17 protein-coding genes and 1 riboswitch are annotated in these 19825 nt (G+C 60.6%); of the genes, 2 read left to right on the forward strand and 15 right to left on the reverse strand.

Annotated features, from left to right (window positions below; all coding sequences use genetic code 11):
• Positions 1-50 precede the first annotated feature (50 nt).
• From ACSOSP_RS11120 to ACSOSP_RS11165, 10 genes are all read right to left on the reverse strand, one after another.
• Complete coding sequence (locus ACSOSP_RS11120) at positions 51-320, reverse strand: STAS domain-containing protein (RefSeq protein ID WP_455306517.1); 270 nt, start codon at positions 318-320, stop codon at positions 51-53.
• Positions 317-946, reverse strand: coding sequence for an MlaC/ttg2D family ABC transporter substrate-binding protein (locus tag ACSOSP_RS11125; protein WP_455306519.1), 630 nt, complete (start codon positions 944-946; stop codon positions 317-319). Before ACSOSP_RS11125 ends, ACSOSP_RS11120 begins: the two co-directional genes overlap by 4 nt.
• Before the next feature lie 123 nt (positions 947-1069).
• Positions 1070-1972, reverse strand: a complete 903-nt coding sequence (locus tag ACSOSP_RS11130; RefSeq protein WP_455306521.1) for an MlaA family lipoprotein — start codon at positions 1970-1972, stop codon at positions 1070-1072.
• Between the two features lie 109 nt (positions 1973-2081).
• The gene (gene mlaD / locus ACSOSP_RS11135; protein ID WP_455306523.1) at positions 2082-2639 is read right to left on the reverse strand and encodes an outer membrane lipid asymmetry maintenance protein MlaD; all 558 of its coding nucleotides are present in this window, start codon (positions 2637-2639) and stop codon (positions 2082-2084) included.
• 118 nt (positions 2640-2757) lie between these two features.
• Entirely contained in the window at positions 2758-3525 is a 768-nt protein-coding gene (mlaE, locus tag ACSOSP_RS11140) for a lipid asymmetry maintenance ABC transporter permease subunit MlaE (protein WP_455306525.1), read from the reverse strand.
• On the reverse strand, positions 3522-4340 hold the full coding sequence (locus ACSOSP_RS11145) for an ABC transporter ATP-binding protein (RefSeq protein ID WP_455306527.1): 819 nt from the start codon (positions 4338-4340) through the stop codon (positions 3522-3524). Before ACSOSP_RS11145 ends, mlaE begins: the two co-directional genes overlap by 4 nt.
• Positions 4341-4457: 117 nt before the next feature.
• Positions 4458-5525 carry a thiamine phosphate synthase gene (gene thiE, locus ACSOSP_RS11150; protein WP_455306529.1) on the reverse strand — a complete coding sequence of 356 codons (1068 nt, stop codon included), beginning with the start codon at positions 5523-5525 and terminating at the stop codon, positions 4458-4460.
• On the reverse strand, positions 5522-6334 hold the full coding sequence (locus ACSOSP_RS11155) for a thiazole synthase (protein WP_455306531.1): 813 nt from the start codon (positions 6332-6334) through the stop codon (positions 5522-5524). Before ACSOSP_RS11155 ends, thiE begins: the two co-directional genes overlap by 4 nt.
• A 22-nt stretch (positions 6335-6356) precedes the next feature.
• Positions 6357-6554, reverse strand: a complete 198-nt coding sequence (gene thiS, locus ACSOSP_RS11160) for a sulfur carrier protein ThiS (RefSeq protein ID WP_455306533.1) — start codon at positions 6552-6554, stop codon at positions 6357-6359.
• Positions 6555-6562: 8 nt separating this feature from the next.
• Positions 6563-7720 carry an FAD-dependent oxidoreductase gene (locus tag ACSOSP_RS11165; RefSeq protein ID WP_455306534.1) on the reverse strand — a complete coding sequence of 386 codons (1158 nt, stop codon included), beginning with the start codon at positions 7718-7720 and terminating at the stop codon, positions 6563-6565.
• 212 nt (positions 7721-7932) lie between these two features.
• Positions 7933-8063, reverse strand: a riboswitch (TPP riboswitch).
• Positions 8064-8454: 391 nt separating this feature from the next.
• On the opposite strand from ACSOSP_RS11165, the gene ACSOSP_RS11170 reads away from it, so the two are divergent.
• Together ACSOSP_RS11170 and ACSOSP_RS11175 are read left to right on the forward strand one after the other, a co-directional pair.
• Positions 8455-10206, forward strand: a complete 1752-nt coding sequence (locus ACSOSP_RS11170) for an ABC transporter ATP-binding protein/permease (RefSeq protein ID WP_455306536.1) — start codon at positions 8455-8457, stop codon at positions 10204-10206.
• A gap of 133 nt (positions 10207-10339) precedes the next feature.
• A complete protein-coding gene (locus ACSOSP_RS11175) occupies positions 10340-11593 on the forward strand; it encodes an MFS transporter (protein ID WP_455306538.1) in 1254 nt (417 codons plus the stop codon).
• 101 nt (positions 11594-11694) lie between these two features.
• Here the strand turns inward: ACSOSP_RS11175 and ACSOSP_RS11180 are convergent, their stop codons facing one another.
• The 5 genes from ACSOSP_RS11180 to ACSOSP_RS11200 form a co-directional block, all read right to left on the reverse strand.
• Positions 11695-12465 carry a carbonic anhydrase gene (locus ACSOSP_RS11180; protein WP_455306540.1) on the reverse strand — a complete coding sequence of 257 codons (771 nt, stop codon included), beginning with the start codon at positions 12463-12465 and terminating at the stop codon, positions 11695-11697.
• A 143-nt stretch (positions 12466-12608) separates the two neighbouring features.
• Positions 12609-13109, reverse strand: a complete 501-nt coding sequence (locus ACSOSP_RS11185) for a GNAT family N-acetyltransferase (RefSeq protein ID WP_455306542.1) — start codon at positions 13107-13109, stop codon at positions 12609-12611.
• Positions 13106-13387: a type II toxin-antitoxin system TacA family antitoxin gene (locus ACSOSP_RS11190; RefSeq protein WP_455306544.1), complete on the reverse strand. Its 282-nt coding sequence runs from the start codon at positions 13385-13387 to the stop codon at positions 13106-13108. Before ACSOSP_RS11190 ends, ACSOSP_RS11185 begins: the two co-directional genes overlap by 4 nt.
• A 170-nt stretch (positions 13388-13557) precedes the next feature.
• The gene (locus tag ACSOSP_RS11195) at positions 13558-15024 is read right to left on the reverse strand and encodes a glutamate synthase subunit beta (RefSeq protein ID WP_455306546.1); all 1467 of its coding nucleotides are present in this window, start codon (positions 15022-15024) and stop codon (positions 13558-13560) included.
• A gap of 87 nt (positions 15025-15111) precedes the next feature.
• Positions 15112-19815 carry a glutamate synthase-related protein gene (locus ACSOSP_RS11200; protein ID WP_455306548.1) on the reverse strand — a complete coding sequence of 1568 codons (4704 nt, stop codon included), beginning with the start codon at positions 19813-19815 and terminating at the stop codon, positions 15112-15114.
• Positions 19816-19825: the final 10 nt, after the last annotated feature.

Raw genomic sequence — 19825 nt, forward strand, 5'->3', positions numbered from 1 at the left:
AGGCGCGTTCGATCGATATCGAAACGCGCCGGTGCTTCAGCAGGACAGGGTCAATGTCGGAAGGTGAGGAGCGTGTCTACGCCATAGGCTTGCGCGAGACTGGCAAGCCCGGAGGGGAGGTTGACGACAGTGAGCGCCGCGCCGCGAGCCGCTGCGGCGCGTTGCCACGCGAGCAGCACGGCGAGCGCCGACGAGTCGAATTGCGTGAGCGACGCGCAATCGACGTCGGTCGCGCCCGCGGCGATCCGCGACAAACCCGCGTCGAGCGCGCTTCTTGCGCTCTCGTGCGTGAGCGTCGCGGCGGTTTCGAAGCGACTCACGATGCCTTGCCGTTCGCCAGTTGCTGGTTACGCTGCGTGAGGAACTGGACCAGTCCGTCCACGCCGTGTTGCTGGATCTGCTCGTTGAACTGCTGCTGGTAAGCCTGGATCAGCCACGCGCCGAGCACGTTGATGTCATAGACTTTCCAGCCCTGCGGCGTCTTGTACAGACGGTAGTCGAGTTCGATCGGCGAACCGTTGTTCAGCACCACCGAACGCACGACCACGTCTGTATCGCTAGGATCTGCGCGGAACGGCTTGTATTGCACTTGCTGGTCGCGAACCTGCGCCAGGGCACCCGAATACGTGCGGATCAGCAGCATCTTGAACTGCTCGACGATGTCTTTCTGCTGTTGCGGCGTGGCCGTATTCCAGTTGCGTCCCATGACGAGACGCGTGGTACGCGTGAAGTCCGTGTACGGCAGGATCTTCTCGTTCACCAGTTGCGTGATGCGCGTGATGTTGCCCGACTGGATCTGCTTGTCGGCCTTGATCTGGTCGAGCACTTGCGACGTGACCGTCTTGACCAGCCCGTCCGGGGTGGACATGTCGGCGGCTTGCGCGAATGCGCCGCTACAAAACGCCATCAGCACAGCAAACAGGGGAAGTAGAAATAGTTTTTTCATTACGGACTCTGCAAAAAAAGTGGCCTGAGTTTGAGCGCGGTGGTCAGCATGAGTTCATCTTCCGCGCCCATTCAGCCATCAAAGTACTTTCGTTATGTTACCGGGTCGTCGTCCTGCACGCTTTTAACGCAGCCTGAACGACGGGAATGACGGAATCCGCGGGGGCACCATCTGGTCCGGCCGTACCGAAGTCTCGCCGGGCTGGCTCGCGGCAGCCGCTTCCGATCCCGACGCCGCTGCAGCCGGCGCCGCGCTGGTTGCTGAAGCAGGCGCCGCGCCTGCTGCCGCGCCACTGTCTACATCCTCGTACTTCGGCAGGGAATCGTTGCTATCGCTCGCGCTGTTGTCGCCGCCGATAAGATACTGGCGCCGCTGCAGATACGCGTTACGCACGAACGAATACTTGTCGAGCGCAGCGCCCGACAGCACATCGCCTGCGCCAAGCAGGTTGGCCCGTGTGTTGACCAGCTGCACGCCAAACAGCGTGGTGCGGAACCAGGTCGGATCCACATAGCTTGTCACGCTGCCGAAATAGTCGACAACCGTGCCCGCCGTATCACGTACGGTGCTCGGCCCCAACAGCGGCAGCACCACATACGGACCCGCCGGCACGCCGTAATGGCCCAGCGTCAGGCCGAAATCCTGGGTGTGCTTCGGCAACCCGGCAACGCTCGCGACGTCGAACAAACCGGCCACGCCGAAGATCGAGTTCATCACGACACGCATGATGTCGGACACGCCATCCGCAATCTTCAACTGCACCAGATTGTTCGCAGCAGTATAAATATCGCCGATATTGCCGAAGAAGTTCGTAACGCTGTCGCGCACCGGTTGCGGTGTAACGTACACGTAGCCCTTCGCAATCGGCTTGAGCGCGACTTCATCGATCTTGTCGTTGATCGTGAACATCGTCCGGTTGTAACTCTCGAACGGATCGCCCTTGGTTGGTGTCGTGACGGTTGCACACCCGGCAAGCACCGCCACAGCCACCATCACAGCCGCGCTACTTACGCGCATTGCCTGCATTTCTTTTTCTCCTTATTGATGCCGACCCGAAGGCAGGCCCGTACTGCGAGATCGGCCCGTCTTCGACTGCCTGGAATTTCCCGGCTCACTGCGAGGCTCACTTAGCAACTCACTTAGCGGCCGCGCTCGCGCCCATCGCACTCGCGGCGCCCGGGAATGCCGGCGCGGCTGGCGCTGCGGCAGAGCTTGCCGGACTCTTGGACGCGCCCGAATCCGCCGCCTTGTTGTACAGGAACTGCCCGATCAAATTCTCAAGAACCACCGCCGATTGCGTCATCGAAATGGTGTCGCCAGCCTTGAGCATCTGGTCGTCGCCGCCCGGCTCCAGGCCGATGTACTGCTCGCCGAGCAGGCCCGACGTCAGGATCTTCGCCGACGAATCCTTCGGAAACTGGTATTGCTTGTCGAGATCGATCGTCACCAACGCCTGATACGTGTTCTGGTCAAAGCCAATGGAATCCACGCGGCCCACCGTCACACCCGCGCTCTTCACCGGCGCACGCGGTTTCAGCCCGCCGATATTGTCGAATTTCAGCTTGACCGCGTAGGTCGGCTGAAACGACAGCGAGCTCATGTTGCCCGCTTTCAACGCGAGGAATAACAGCGCCACGAAGCCCAGCACCACGAAGAGGCCGACCCAAAAGTCGAGAGCAGCAGTCTTTTTCATCGTCTTCCCAAAGAATCTTGTCGCAGTTTTTTGTGTGAAGGACTGTGCCCTTCACAACGTCCACGAACCGGTGAGCAGAATCGCCACGCAAACAGCGTCGCGGTCCCGACCGGAGTAGTCAGTTGAACATCAGCGCGGTCAGCAGGAAATCCAGCCCGAGCACGGCAAGCGACCCGTACACCACCGTTTTCGTGGTCGCGCGCGAAACGCCTTCCGGCGTCGGCTGGGCTTCATAACCCTGGAACAACGCGATGAACGTGACAGCAAAGCCGAACACCAGGCTCTTGACCACGCCGTTACCTACGTCGCTCCATACGTCGATGCCGCCTTGCATCTGGGACCAGAACGCGCCCGAATCCACGCCGATCATCAGCACGCCGACCACATAACCGCCGAAAATGCCGACCGCACTGAAAATGGCCGCGAGCGCCGGCATCGCGATGATGCCCGCCCAGAAGCGCGGCGCCACCACCACCTTGAGCGGATCGACCGCCATCATTTCCATGGCGGTGAGCTGCTCGCCGGCTTTCATCAAGCCGATCTCCGCCGTCAGCGACGTCCCCGCGCGGCCCGCGAACAGCAGCGCGGTCACCACCGGCCCGAGTTCGCGCACCAGCGACAAAGCGACGAGAAGGCCGAGCGCTTGCTCGGAGCCGTATCGGTTAAGGGTGAGATACCCCTGCAAACCGAGCACAAAACCCACGAACAAGCCCGAAACCGCAATGATCAGCAGCGAATAGTTACCGACGAACAGGATCTGTTTCGTGACAAGGCGCGGCCGCCGCATTAACGGAAAGAATTCGACGACCAGGCGCAGGAACATGCGCGTGGCGTAACCAATCGTGCCGAAGCTGCCAAGCACCGTACGTCCGATGGCGCTGATCATGCCTTTGCTCCGAGTCCAAAGTCCGCCGCCAAGGGCGTCGTGCTTGGATAGTGAAATTTGAACGGGCCGTCCGGCGTGCCGTCGATGAACTGCCGGATCGACGGTTCCTGGGACGCCCGCAATTGTGCCGGCGTGCCTTCAGCCAGAACGCCGCCGTTCGCGATGAAATACACGTAGTCAGCAATGGCGAACGATTCCGGCACGTCATGCGTCACCAGAATGGACGTGGCGCCCAGCGCGCTGTTCAGCGTGCGGATCAAATTCGCCGTGATGCCGAGCGAAATGGGATCGAGGCCGGCGAACGGCTCGTCGTACATCATCAGTTCGGGATCCAGCGCGATGGCGCGGGCCAGCGCCACGCGGCGAGCCATGCCGCCGGATATTTCCGACGGCGCGAGGTCGCGCGCGCCACGCAAACCGACCGCGTTGAGCTTCATCAGCACGAGGTCGCGCAGGAGTTCGTCGGGGAGGTCGGTGTGTTCCCGCAGCGGGAACGCGACGTTATCGAATACGGACTGGTCGGTGAACAGCGCTCCGAACTGGAACAGCATGCCCATCTTGCGGCGGAGCTCGTACAGGCCTTCGCGCGTCTGGGTGCCGACATCCTTGCCGCCGAACAACACCTGGCCGCGTTTGGCCTTCACCAACCCGCCGATCAGGCGCAGCACGGTCGTCTTGCCACAGCCGGAACCGCCCATGACAGCCACGACCTGACCGCGCTTGAAGCGCATGTTCAGGTTCGACAGAATGAGCCGGTCGCCGTAGCCGAAATCGACGTCGCGAAGCTCTAGCAAGGTCTCGGGAGAAGCTGACACGGAGGCTGACAATCCTTTTACGCGAGAGGCCGAATTATAGGGCCTCTGCATGACAGGTGTCGTAGCGGCCCCTTTCGGCTGGTTTTACAAGCTGAACTTTTTTCCGAATCCGGGGCATTATCGCCCGAATTCGTGTTGCAGCGCAGAAATGGCCGCAGCCAGATCCGGTGCTTCTGTAACCGCCCGCACGACTGCTGCGCTTCCGACGCCAGTTGAAATAATTTGTCGCAAAACCTGGCCGTTGATGCCGCCGATTGCAACTAGCGGCACGATCCCGTCAAGCAAGCGCACATAACGCGTCAAACGCGACAAACCTTGTGGGGCCGTCGGCATGACTTTCGTCGTGGTCGGGAACACCGCGCCGAGCGCGAGATAGCTCGGCTTGAAATGCAGCGCCTTCAGCATTTCGTAGTAGCCATGCGTCGATAGTCCGAGGCGCAGCCCCGCTTCGGCGATCGCATTCAGGTCGGCCGTTTCCACGTCCTCCTGCCCGAGATGCACGCCGTACGCGCCGGCCTTGATGGCTTCCTGCCAATGATCGTTGATAAAAAGCTGCGCCTCGTGCTTCGCGCCCGCCGCCACCGAACGCTCTATTTCCTGCTTGAGATCGCCGAAATCGGTGGTTTTGCGGCGTAATTGCGCTGTCCGAACGCCTTGGTCAAGCGCCCGTTCGACCCATTCCGCGCTCGGAAGGACCGGGTACAAGCCCAATCTGTCCGGGCATGGGGGAAACGGCTTTGAAGGCGCCGCCGGCAAATTCGCGACCTTCGGGAACGTGGAAAAATCGACGGGCCACGCGTCGAGTTCATCCAGATTGGCCGGACGCCACGCAAGCGCCAGAACGAGCGCATCGTGCGGCTCAAAACCGCAATCGAGGAACGCGGCCAGTGCGGCCGGCCAATCATCGGACCATTCGCCTTCCAGCACGTACTCGACGTTGTTCAGGTACAACGTTGCGCGCCCCGTTTTTACTTCCAGGCGCCCGACGCCCTCCGGCAGAGGCTCAACGCCGCCGTCCACGATCAAATCGCCCGAGCGCGGATGATCCGGTGCGCTCAGGCAAATGCGCCATTGCTTCGATCCCGCCGGCCAGTCGCCCAGCCGCCGCCGGATTCGCTCGGCGGCTTCCAGCAATTCGTCAGCGGGCGGCCAAAATACTTCCTTATCCAGCAACACCGCGCTCATACCGCACTCCCGTCTTGATGCCAGAACGGCATGCCGACCACCGGCGTGCTCGCTTGTGCGCTATCGCGCTCGGCCATTGGCCCGGCGAGATAGGCCATCCGCCCCGCCTCGACGCCCAGCGCAAACGCGCGCGCCATCTGCGGCGGAAACGTTGCCTGTGAGACGGCCGTGTTCAGCAACACGCCATCGAAACCCCATTCCATCACCTGGCACGCGTGCGACGGCACGCCAAGACCGGCATCGACGATAAGCGGCACATCCGGCAAGCGCTCACGCAACGTGCGCAATCCGTAGGGATTCGTCACACCTTTTCCCGTTCCGATAGGCGCCCCCCACGGCATCAACGCCTCGCAGCCGACATCGAGCAGACGCCGGCCAATCACCAGATCCTCCGTGCAGTACGGCAGCACCTTGAACCCCTCGCGGATCAGTATTCCAGCCGCTTCCACGAGGCCGATCGGATCGGGCTGCAGCGTGTAGTCGTCGCCGATGAGTTCGAGTTTCAGCCACGGGGTATCGAACAGTTCACGCGCCATGCGCGCCGTGTTCAGCACTTCGTCCACGGTCTGGCAGCCCGCCGTGTTGGGCAGCAAGGCGACGCCGTGACGCTTGAGGACATCGAAAAAACCGGCTTCGCCCGTACTCGATTGCCGCCGCAACGCGACGGTGACCATGCCGGGACGGGCGGCGTCGATGGAATCCGACAGCGACTGCAGCGACGGATAGCGCGACGTCCCCAGCAACACGCGGCTCGGGAATGACGTGCCGTAGAGCGTGAGGGTATCGGCTGTGGTGATGGTGGAAGCCATGATTCGATTCCTTTAATGGAGCTCAGCCGCCGGCGACCGGCGAGACGATGTCGAGTTTGTCACCGGCGGCAAGCGCCTTCGATGCGTGTTCACCACGCGCCACGAATTGCCCGTTCAGCGCTACGGCGAACGGCGGTTTTGCGCCGAAGGCCGCGAGGGCGTCGGTGATGGTCGCCACGTCGGGCACGGAGAAAGACTTCCGATTGATGTGAATATTCATGATGAAAGTCAAAGCACGGGCGCCGCGTGTTCGCAGCGCAGCAAGGCTGACCAGCGGGCTTGGCGGCGCCAGTCGTCGAAGGAATCGGGGTCGGTGATCGCGCCGCCGAGCAGGGCTTCGGCAAGGGCGCGGGTGGAATCGGCGACTTCGGGCGCGATCATATAACCGTGTCGGTACAGCCCGTTTACGCGCAAGGTTCGTGCGCCGTCCCAGACAATCGCCGGACGATGATCGGGCAAAGTCGGCCGGCATTGCGAATTGAGCTCGAGAATGCGCGCCTCGCCGAAACCCGGATGCACCGCGAACGCCGCGCTCAGGAGTTCGAGCGCTGAGCGCACGGTCATTGGCGACATGTCTTCGCCTTCCACCTCGGTTGCGCCGATCACATAAAGATCGTCCTGTTTCGGCGCGATGTAGAGCGGATAACGCGGATGCAGCAAGCGCACCGGCCGCGTCAGCCCGATACCCGGCGCATGCACCCGCGCTACTTCACCGCGAATGCCTCTTAATGCCGGCCACGCCGGCTTTCCGCCGAGACCGCGGCAATCGATAACGAAATGCGCGTCCGGCGGGGTATCGGTATCGATCGTCGTATTCCAGTGGAGGTCAACGTTACGTTCGGCCAATCCCGCTGCCAGCGCGTTCAGCACTTGCCGGTTGTCGAGCTGGCCTTCGTTCGGCAGCAGCCAGCCTTGCGGAAAACGCGTGCCCAGAGCCGGTTCCGCTGCCGCAACTTGCGCGCCGGAGAGTTTGACGAAGCCATCTCGGAAAAGCTCGGAAGGCGCGTTCGCGCGCAAACGGCGCTCGAACAGCGGCGCTTCGGCGCGGTCGCCGGCATGCCAGACGACCAGCGTGCCATTGCGCTGGAAAAACACCGGTTCCGGCATCTCGGCGATAAAACCCGGCCAGCGCGCGAGCGATGCCGCCCCGAGTTCAGTGATCAGCAATTCCGCACTGGCCGCCTCGGCGAGCGGCGCGAGCATTGCCGCCGCGACCCACGCCGCCGATTGCGTGCCGGGCGCATCGCCGCGGTCGTACAGCGCCACACGGTGCCCCGCACCCGCCAACAGCCAGGCGACCAGCCGCCCGCACAAGCCGCCGCCCACCACGGCAAAATCGTCTCGCCCGGACGCACTGGAGTGAGTGGAATGCACAACGGTGTTCACGATGACGATGCCTCCTCAGCAGACGCTGCAGAACGCACGGAGCACAGCACGGAAATCGAGATCGGGAGGAATGCCCGTTTCGAACCCTGTTGCACGCGCGGCGCACGAACATATTTCAGGGACGAAACCACGGCGAGAGATCGGAGAGAGCGGCTTGGGAGCGCAATGCATGCGGCTCATGGGCCAGCCAATACTGGAAGAAACTGGAAACGCGGCGGTTTCCGGAAACTTCCCTCGCCGGTATTACCCGGATCGGGTGCAAAGGGACTCTCTCAGCCTCGCCGCGCGTTTCTCCATTGTTTCAAGGAGGCAGACGCGTGCCGAAGCACCCCTGTTTCGTCATCGATCATTAAAGCATAAAAGCGAAACGACCAGCAAACGGGGCGACCCGCGTAGGGCGCCCTCGCACTTAGAGGAAAAGCTTGGGGCTCGGCGCGGACAAAACCCGTCAGCCTTCCCTTTCGTTCACCGTGCGCGCACTCTGGCACAATGCCGCGAACGCCGGGTGCATCTGCAGCGCACGCATACAGAAAGCGCCTGGCTGTTGCATTGCATCGGCGGGTCAGTCGTCAGCCGGGCAAGGATTAAGGAACAATTAAGTCACGCCCGAAACAATGCTCCGACGCGCGCCCTCTTTAATGGTCTCTTAGGATCGTTGAGACGGAGCAGGACCATCCGCATCGATACCGCCAAGTTACAACCTGCCGCAGAGCCGGCACGTCTTCAGGAAGCTCATGACCACCACACCTCCCGGCAACACAGAACAAGACGCCGACAAAGTGTCGGCGTGGAGTCTTATCAAGCCTTACTGGGTATCGGAAGAACGCGGCATTGCATGGCTTTTGCTGATCGCGATCATCGCGATCAATATGGCGGTCGTGTACATCAACGTCCGCCTGAACACCTGGAGCGCGGACTTCTACAACACGCTGCAGGCCAAGAGGGTCGCCGAGTTTCCGCGCCTGCTGCTGATCTTCGCGGGCCTCGCGTTCGCGTACATCCTGCTCGCCGTGTATGGCCGGTACCTGCGCCAGATGCTCGGCTTCCGGTGGCGCCAATGGCTCACCCACCGATACCTCGAACAATGGCTCGGCGATAAAGCCTTCTACCGCATAGAACGCGATCGCCTCGCCGATAACCCCGACCAGCGGATCAGCGACGACCTGCAGTCCTTCGCCACGACCACGCTGTCGTTGTCGCTGGACTTGTTATCGACGCTCGTCACGCTCGTGACCTTCATCACGATCCTGTGGACGCTTGCCGGGGCGCTGAGCTTCTCGCTGTTCGGTACGCCGATCACCATTCCGGGCTACATGGTCTGGGCGGCAGCACTGTACGCGGTGCTCGGCTCGCTCCTGATCCAGCGTTTCGGCCATCCGTTGGTATCGATTAATTACCAGGCGCAGAAGGTGGAAGCCAACTTCCGTTTCGGCCTGATCCGCATTCGTGAGAACGCCGAGCAGATCGCGTTTTATGACGGCATCGCGACGGAAAACCGCAACGCCAGGACCATCTTCGAAACGATCCGCCAGAACTACTGGCAGATCATGAAGTACACGCGGCGCATGACCTTCGTGCTGTCTTTCTACGGTCAGATCGCGATTATTTTCCCGATCATGGTCGCGGCTCCCCGCTACTTCGCAGGCGCGTTCACGTTCGGCGTGCTGATGCAGATCAGTTCGGCATTCGGCACGGTCAGCGACTCGTTTTCCTGGTTCATCAATAGTTACTCGACCTTGGTCGAATGGCGCGCCACCGTGAACCGGTTGCGCGAATTCAAGCGTGTGATGAGCTCCACGCACATCAAGGAAGCGATTTCGCCGGCGACTGCCCACGGCGGCATCAACCTGCATTACACGAGCACCGACGCACTGACCACGACCGGACTGAAGCTCGCGTTGCCGAACGGCACGCCGCTCGCGAACGTCGCGGATGTGGTGGTGAAGCCGGGTTCGCGCTGGCTCGTGCAAGGTCCGTCCGGTTCGGGGAAGAGTACGCTGATGCGCGCGCTGGCCGGCTTGTGGCCGTTCGGTGACGGCACGATCGACGCGCCGGTCGACGCCAAGCTGATGTTCATTCCGCAGCAAAGTTACTTGCCGATCGGCACATTGAAGGCGGCGTTGAGTTATCCGTCGACTGCGGATGTCTTCTCCGATGACGACTGCCGCGAAGCCTTGCGTGCCTGCAACCTGAACGCGTACGGTCCGCGTCTGGAGGAGTCGGGACACTGGGCAAAGATGATGTCACCGGGCGAGCAACAGCGGCTGGCGGCTGCCCGCGTATTGCTGCACAAGCCGGACTTCATGTTCCTCGATGAGGCCACCAGCGCGCTCGATGCCGAGAACGAGATGCTGATCTATACGGCCATCATCGATGCGTTGCCGAACGCCGCGATCGTCAGCGTCGCGCATCGCGAGTCGGTGACCGGCTTCCACGAGAGCCGGATCGAGATTGAACGTGCGGGGGCGGAAAGCGTGGTGGTTTGAGATGGTTTGAGGTCAAAGCGCTCGTTCGATGCCCGGTGACCACGGGCATCATTTTGACCTGCTTTTCCCGCTGAACGACGCACCGTAGAATGCTCCTGCGCCTGCACGGCAGGCTTTGAACGGGAGACGGGATTTGCGAGCGTTCGAGTGGTTCACCGAGCTGACGACGCGCGAGCGCCGCACGCTTTACGCGGGTTTCGGCGGTTACGCCGTCGATGCCTTCGACTTCATGATCTACTCGTTCCTCATTCCCACGCTGATCACCGCGTGGGGCATGACGAAGAGTGAAGCCGGGATGATCGCGACGAGTTCGCTGATTTCATCGGCTATCGGCGGCTGGCTCGCCGGCATTCTCTCCGACCGATATGGCCGCGTCCGCGTATTGCAGTGGACGATCGGCACGTTTGCCTTCTTCACATTTCTCTCGGGCTTCACGCACTCGTTCGGGCAGTTGCTGGCCACGCGCACGCTGCAAGGCGTGGGCTTCGGCGGCGAATGGTCCGTGGTCACCGTGATGATGGCGGAGACCATTCGTTCGCCGCAGCATCGCGCTAAAGCCGTGGGTACGGTGCAGAGCAGCTGGTCATTCGGATGGGGCGCGGCGGCAATCCTGTACTGGGCGTTTTTTGCTTTGTTGCCCGAAGACACTGCGTGGCGCGCGTGCTTCTGGATCGGTATCTTGCCGGCGCTGTGGATCCTCTACATCCGCCGCAATGTCAGCGACCCGGAAATCTATCTCGCCACCCGCCGTGCGCGCGATGCCGGCACTGAAACCGCCACTTTCGCCGATATCTTCAAAGGCTCCCACCTCAAGACAACCATACTGGGCAGCGCGTTGTGCACCGGCATGCTCGGCGGTTATTACGCCATCACCACGTGGCTGCCGACTTATCTCAAGACCGAGCGGCATTTGTCCGTGTTCAATACGAGCGGTTATCTCGTGGTGCTGATCGTCGGCTCGTTTCTGGGGTATGTGTTCGGGGCCATTCTCTGCGACAGGATCGGGCGGCGTGCGTCGTTCGTACTATTTGCTATCGGCTCGTTTTTGCTCGGGATGATCTACACGATGATCCCCGTCACCGATCACACCATGCTGCTGCTCGGCTTTCCGCTCGGTATTGTCGTACAGGGGATTTTTGCGGGCGTGGGGGCGTATTTATCGGAGCTGTACCCGAACGCGATACGCGGCTCGGGTCAGGGGTTTTGCTACAACCTCGGGCGCGGGCTCGGCTCGTTTTTTCCGATTCTTGTAGGCGTGCTTTCGCAAGGAATGTCGCTTGTCAAAGCGATTGGCATGGTGGCGGGGACCGGGTATTTGTTGGTGATCGTCGCGGCGTTGTTGTTGCCGGAAACGCGAGGGAAGGCGTTTGGTGTAGTGACACGGTGACTTGCTTGATGAGGAAAACGAGGCGGTTTTAACTTGCGTTAAACCGCCTGTCGTCTCACAGCACGTCGCCTTTCAACAGGCGATCTCTTAGCGCTGTCAGATCACTCTACTTCCCAGATTTCACGTCCGTTCAACGCTTGCACCGGGCGTTGATTGCCGTGATAGAAGCGCTGCATGGCATCGAGTTGGTGCTGGGTAATGCTCACCCGCTCCTTGAACTCGATCCACGTCACGCCTTCCGAACAAGGCGGCGTCGTCAGCGAACCGCTGTACGTGTAATAGCTCATTTGTTTAGGCAACAGGTCGAGCGGATTCACCATCACAGCATTCACCTTGAACTCGGCCCCCTTCTCCTTCGGGATGCGGTCAAGCATCGTCTGGATGACCGGGTTGGGTTGATCGCCTATCTGGAATTGAACGGCCAAAACGAGAAGCTTGCCGTCTTCTGAACGGTGGACGAGGTGAGCGTCCATCACGCTGTCTTTGCCGGCAAAGCGCTCTTCACCCGGCGAATGGAAGTGGAACTGAACGAGTTGATAAGCTTGATCGCCGAGGGTGATGCTCTCGGTACCCGGCGTCGCGTTGAATTGAACGGCGTGACCGGTGTTGATGATATCGATGGGAAGGGGCTGGTACTTGATCTTCAGGCGGGGCATGTCGGCGGGCGCTTTCTTTGCCTTCTCGATGTCGATTGGCGACTCGGCGCGGCCGCTTTCGCAAGCGTGGAAGGCTTCGCCCATGGCGCCCCAGTGGGCAGGTCCGTGTTCGCCTTCGTAGGTCCACCCGTGACCGGTGGTTTCAGCCGACGCGGTGAGTGAAACGAACGCCGCAAATAAGAACGCGCCGCTGGACAATCGCTTGATCTTGGTCATTCCATGCCCCTGAAAATGTGAGGGCATGAGCATGCGCTGAGGGCTATGGCGAGGCTATCGGAGAAGTCGCAATAGCGGGGGATGGGAACGGAAACAGTAAGTGCATCGAGGAAGGTCCCGAGACTATTGCTCCCCCACAAGCGTTACATCACTCGGCGTGCGGTTGCAAGTGGCAGAAACAAGCACAATGGACTGCTGGGTAAAGCCACGAATCCATGATGCAAGTAGAACCTTGCAGCCAATTCATGTTTAGCGTCCACAACCAGTGCGAACGCCGCAATCTCCGATCGAACAGATCGTGCGAAGGCATCGGCCAGCAAAGCACCGCCAAGGCCCTGTCTCTGAAACGCTTGATCGACCGCCAAGCGCCCCATTCTGATAGCTGGCACGCTGGGATAGCGAGGCAGTTTCTTCCCGACATTCGCCGGCAATTCAGCCAGAAGCAGACTTGTTGCCGCGAGGGTGTAGTAGCCAGCAACTTGTTGCTCATCAGTAATCGCCACAAAGCAAGCAGCAACTCTGCGGCGGATATCCTGAGTAACCTGCTGTTGAAAGTAGCGATTCAGCGGTTCCGATTCGCTGCTGAAAGATGCTCGCTCGTGAACTGCATCAAGCGCCATAACGCTGTAGGGTGCGGAACTCATTCAGTTCGCAAAAGTTTCTGACGCCGGGCGAATGCTCGTCGGAGCGCAGGAACAGGTTCTGGCGGTGAGAGCAGCGCCAGAGCGAAACACTCTTGATCAGCAAGTGAGAGTCGCATGACATCCGCTTGCTCGATCGCGCGCTGGGCAGCGTCTTGTACGGCCGATACAACGAAGTCGGTCATTGTGCGCCCCTGCAACTCTGCCGCACGCTTGAGCATTGCGTGCAAATCAGTACTGATTCGGGCTTCGAGGCGAGCAGTAGAAATGGCAGTGGGCATGATAAAAACCTCCAAGATTACTCATGATACGGCAATCTGCCGTACAAATCAATTATGCACTTTCATGGCCCTCTAGGATTTTCGTCCCGTCGTCGGTATCGATCCACCATTAAAAAACCGGGCTCAAACTTCAAGCCCGGTTTTTCAACAATCATCCATGCAAAAAAATCCTATCGCGGCAAATCGCTACACCCCATCAAAAACGCATCCACCGACCGTGCGCATTGCCGTCCTTCACGAATCGCCCACACAACCAGCGACTGCCCACGCCGCATATCGCCTGCGGTGAACACCTTCGGCACCGATGTGAAATAAGCCTTCTCCCCTTCGGTCGATGCCTTCACATTCCCGCGCGCGTCTTTATCCACGCCGAACGCTTCAAGAACCGGCGATGTCGGTTGCGTAAAGCCCATCGCGAGCAGCACCAGATCGGCTTTCATTTCAAACTCCGATCCCGCCACTTCCTGCATCTTCCCGTCCTTCCACTCCACGCGCACGGCGATCAGTTTTTCAACCTTGCCGTTCTTGCCTTCGAAGCGCTTGGTCGCCACCGACCAATCGCGCTCGCAGCCTTCCTCATGCGACGACGATGTACGCAACTTGATCGGCCAGTACGGCCAGACGAGCGGCTTGTTCTCGACTTCAGGCGGCTGCGACAGCAACTCGAACTGCGTCACACTCTTCGCACCATGCCGATTCGACGTCCCTACACAATCCGAACCCGTATCGCCACCACCGATCACCACAACATGCTTGCCCTTCGCAATCAACTGATCAACGACCGTATCACCGGCATTGACCTTGTTCTGCAGCGGCAGGAATTCCATCGCGTAGTGGATGCCTTGCATTTCACGTCCAGGCACTGGCAAATCACGCGGCGTTTCCGAACCGCCCGCGATCACGACAGCGTCGAATTGCTCACGCAACTCATCGGGTGAAATGGTTTCACGCGATGAATTCGCAATATGCCCCGGCAACGGATCTTTACCGATAAACACATTCGTCCGGAACGCCACGCCTTCGGCTTCCATCTGCCGCATGCGGCGATCGATCAGCCACTTTTCGAGCTTGAAATCGGGGATGCCATAACGCAGCAATCCGCCAATCCGATCGTTCTTCTCGAACACCGTCACGTCATGCCCAGCGCGCGCGAGTTGCTGCGCAGCGGCCAATCCGGCAGGGCCCGATCCAACCACAGCCACCTTCTTCCCGGTCTTGTGCTTCGACGGCAACGGCGCGACCCAGCCTTCGGCCCAGGCTTTATCGATGATCGCGTGTTCGATCGACTTGATGCCGACCGGATCATCGTTGATGCCAAGCGTGCACGCGGTTTCACACGGCGCCGGACAAATGCGTCCGGTGAACTCCGGGAAGTTGTTCGTCGAATGCAACACGTCAATGGCCGTCTTCCAGTTTTGCTGGAACACCAGATCGTTGAAGTCCGGAATGATGTTGTTCACCGGACAGCCGTTGTTGCAGAACGGAATGCCGCAATCCATGCAGCGCGCGCCCTGGATCTTCGCGTTCTCGTCCGACAGTGCGTGAACGAATTCCTTGTAATGCTTGACGCGAGCGAGCGGCGCTTCGTACGTCTCATGCTGGCGCTCGAACTCGAGAAAACCGGTTGCCTTGCCCATATGGTTCTCTTTCTCTGTATTGGGGGTTAATCCACCCTTCGACGTTTGACGCCGAAGGGCCGTACTAGATCAGGTTCAGCGGAAGACTCAAGCCGCTATCGCATCCTTCGATTTCTTCGCGCCCAACTCGCCAAGCGCACGCTTGTACTCAGTCGGGAATACCTTCACGAATTGACGACGCGACGCATCCCAGTTCTCGAGCAACGCCTTCGCACGCGGCGACCCGGTGGACTGGAAGTGCTGCTCGATCAAGTCCTTGAGCAACGCTTCGTCAGTCTTGCCGGTGTGCCACAAAGCCCGATCCACTGTGCGTTCCTGTTCTGCCTGCTGCAAGACAGGATCGAGCGCGACCATCGCCTTGTTGCACTTGCCGCCGAAGGTGCCGTCAGCATCGAAGACAAACGCCACGCCGCCCGACATGCCCGCCGCGAAGTTGCGCCCGGTTTCGCCGAGCACGACCACCGTGCCGCCGGTCATGTATTCGCAGCCGTGGTCCCCGGTGCCTTCCACGACCGCCGTTGCGCCCGAGTTACGCACGGCGAAACGCTCGCCCGCCACGCCCCGGAAATACGCTTCGCCTTCAATCGCGCCGTACAACACCGTGTTGCCGCAGATGATGTTTTCCTCCGACTTGCCGCGGAAGTCGTTAGTCGGGCGAATGATGATGCGCCCGCCCGACAAGCCCTTGCCGACGTAGTCGTTGCCATCGCCGACGAGATCCAGCGTGATGCCCTTCGCCAGGAACGCGCCGAAACTCTGCCCGGCCGTACCCTTCAACTGGATATGAATCGAGTCGTCGGGCAAGCCGTCGTGACCGTACTTCCGTGCGATCAAGCCGGACAACATCGCGCCGACCGTGCGGTTCACGTTGCGCACCGGCTGGATGAACGAGACGTGCTCGCCCTTCTCGATAGCCGCCGCCGACTTCTCGATCAGTACATGATCCAGCGCCTTCTCGAGCGCATGATCTTGCGTTTCAACGTGCTTCGTCGCAATGCTGCCGTCGTTCGGGACTTGATAGAACACCTTCGAGAAATCGAGCCCCTTCGCCTTCCAGTGCTCGACGCCCTTCTTCGTATCGAGCAATTCGGCGTGACCGATCAGATCATCGAACTTTCGGATGCCCAGTTGCGCCATGATTTCGCGCACTTCTTCGGCGATGAAGAAGAAGAAGTTCACCACATGTTCCGGTTGTCCCGTGAACTTGGCGCGCAGCACCGGATCTTGCGTCGCGACGCCGACCGGGCACGTGTTCAGGTGACACTTGCGCATCATGATGCAACCCTGCACGACGAGCGGCGCGGTCGCGAAACCGAATTCATCGGCGCCGAGCAGCGCACCGATCACGACGTCGCGGCCGGTCTTCATCTGGCCATCGGCCTGCACGCGGATACGGCCGCGAAGGCGGTTGAGGACCAGCGTTTGCTGCGTTTCGGCCAGACCCAGTTCCCACGGCGTTCCCGCGTGCTTCAACGACGACAACGGCGACGCGCCCGTGCCGCCATCGTGGCCCGCGATCACGACGTGATCGGCCTTCGCCTTGGCAACGCCGGCGGCAACGGTGCCAACGCCCACTTCCGACACCAGCTTCACCGACACGCTCGACGACGAGTTCACGTTCTTCAGATCGTGAATAAGCTGCGCGAGATCTTCGATCGAATAAATATCGTGATGCGGCGGCGGCGAAATAAGGCCCACGCCTGGCACCGAGTACCGCAGCTTGCCGATGTACTCGCTGACCTTGTGACCCGGCAGTTGTCCGCCTTCGCCCGGCTTCGCGCCCTGCGCCATCTTGATCTGGATCTGATCAGCGGAAGACAGGTACTCCGCCGTCACGCCGAAGCGTCCGGACGCCACTTGCTTGATCTTCGAGCGCAGCGAGTCACCGTCTTTCAACGGAATGTCCGTGACGACTTCCTCGCCGATCACGGACTTCATCGTGTCGCCGTTCTTGATCGGAATGCCGCGCAATTCGTTGCGATACCGGTTCGCATCCTCGCCGCCTTCACCCGTGTTCGACTTCCCGCCGATACGGTTCATGGCCACAGCCAGCGTGGCATGAGCTTCGGTGCTGATCGAACCCAGCGACATCGCGCCGGTTGCAAAACGCTTGACGATTTCCTTCGCCGGTTCCACTTCGTCCAGGGGAATCGCCTTCGTGGGATCGACCTTGAACTCGAACAAACCACGGAACGTCATGTGACGCTTCGTCTGGTCGTTGATCAGGTGCGCGTATTCCTTGTACGTCTGATACGAGTTGCTGCGCGTGGAATGCTGCAACTTGGCGATGGCATCCGGCGTCCACATATGCTCTTCACCACGCACGCGATACGCGTATTCACCGCCGGCATCGAGCATGGTCGCGAGCACGGGGTTCTCGCCAAACGCCTCACGATGCAGACGAATCGCTTCCTCGGCCACTTCGAAAATGCTGATCCCACCCACCTTCGATGCCGTGCCCTTGAAGTACTTCTCCACGAGTTCGCTGGAGAGCCCGACTGCTTCGAAAATCTGCGCGCCGGTATACGACATGTACGTGGAAATGCCCATCTTCGACATGACCTTGTACAAGCCCTTGCCCACCGCCTTCGTGTAGTTGTAGATGGCTTTATCGGCGGAAAGATCGCCCTTCAGGCCTTCGGCCATTTGAGCGAGCGTTTCCAGCGCGAGGTACGGATGCACGGCTTCCGCGCCGTACGCCGCGAGCAACGCGAAGTGATGCGTCTCGCGCGCCGAGCCCGTTTCCACGACCAGGCCGGTACTCGTGCGCAGACCGTGCTGCACGAGGTGCGTATGAATGGCGGACGTGGCGAGCAGCGCCGGAATGGCGAGGTTGGCGCGATCCATTTTGCGATCGGAGACGATCAGCATGTTGTAGCCGGACTTGACCGCATCCACGGCTTCCGCGCACAGCGAAGCGAGGCGCGCCTCGACGCCTTCATTGCCCCACGCCACCGGATAGCAGATGCTCAGTTCATACGAGCTGAACTTGCCGCCGGTGTATTTATCGATAGCGCGAATCTTCGCGATGTCCTTGAAGTCGAGCACGGGCTGCGAGACTTCGAGACGCATCGTCGGGTTGATGTTGGTCGTGTCGAGCAGGTTCGGCTTGGGACCGACGAACGACACCAGCGACATCACCATGTTCTCGCGGATCGGGTCGATCGGCGGGTTCGTGACCTGCGCGAAGAGTTGCTTGAAGTAGTGATACAGCGTCTTGTTCTTGTTCGACATCACCGCGAGGGGCGAGTCGTTCCCCATCGAGCCGACGGCTTCTTCGCCGAGCTGAGCCATGGGCGCCATCAGGAACTTGACGTCTTCCTGCGTGTAGCCGAACGCCTGCTGACGGTCCAGCAAAGCGGCCGCTTCGCGACGCTGCGTGTCGACTTCCTCGGCCTTCGGCTCGATCTCGTCGAGCTTGATGCGCACAGCGTCAATCCAGCTCTTGTACGGCTTGCCGTTCGCGAGGTTGTCCTTGAGTTCCTTGTCGTCGATGATCCGGCCTTGCTCCATATCGATCAGGAACATCTTGCCCGGCTGCAGACGCCACTTCTTCACGATCTTCGATTCCGGCACCGGCAATACGCCCGATTCCGATGCGAGGATCACGAGGTCGTCGTCGGTGATGACGTAGCGCGCCGGACGCAGGCCGTTACGGTCGAGCGTGGCGCCGATCTGACGGCCATCGGTAAACGCGATCGCGGCGGGGCCGTCCCACGGCTCCATCATGGCAGCGTGATATTCGTAGAACGCGCGGCGGTTGTCGTCCATCAGCGTGTGCTGTTCCCATGCTTCGGGAATCATCATCATCATTGCGTGGACGAGCGGATAACCCGCCATGACCAGGAGTTCGAGGCAGTTATCGAACGATGCCGTATCCGACTGACCCGGATAGATCAGCGGCCAGAGCTTCGGCAGGTCATCACCCAGCACGTAGCTGGCGATCGCGCCGGTCCGCGCGTTCAGCCAGTTGACGTTGCCCTTCACCGTGTTGATTTCGCCGTTGTGCGCAATCATCCGGTACGGGTGCGCGAGTTCCCACGCGGGGAACGTGTTCGTCGAGAAGCGCTGATGCACGAGCGCGAGTGCGGAGACGGCGCGTTCGTCCTGCAGGTCGCGGTAATACACGCCAACCTGACCGGCCAGCAGCAGGCCCTTATAGACGACCGTACGCGCCGACATCGACGGCACGAAGTATTCCTTGCCGTGCTTGAGCTTGAGCGCCTGAATCCGATGGCTGGCCGTCTTGCGGATCACGTACAGCTTCCGCTCGAGCGCATCGGTCACAACAATGTCCTTGCCCCGGCCGATAAAAATCTGCCGGATCAGCGGCTCGCTGGCCTTGACCGTCGGCGAAATGGGCATGGTGGCGTCGACGGGCACATCGCGCCAGCCGAGCACGAGCTGACCTTCGGCCTTCACCGTGCGCTCGAGCTCCTGCTCGCACGCGAGACGCGACGCGTTTTCCTTCGGCAAGAAGATCATGCCGACGCCGTACTCGCCTTCCGGCGGCAGCGTCACGCCCTGCTTCGCCATTTCCTCACGATAAAACCCGTCAGGGATCTGGATCAGGATGCCCGCGCCGTCGCCCATCAGCTTGTCGGCGCCGACAGCGCCGCGATGGTCGAGGTTTTCGAGGATCTTCAGACCCTGCTGGATGATTTCATGGCGCTTCTTGCCCTTGATGTGCGCAACGAAGCCGACGCCACAAGAGTCGTGTTCGTTCTCGGGGTCGTACATGCCCTGCGCGGCGGGAGCGGAACCGAGAGTCGGCGGCAATTGATCGTTCATGGGTCACCGT

It is taken from the genome of Caballeronia sp. KNU42 (assembly GCF_053760385.1).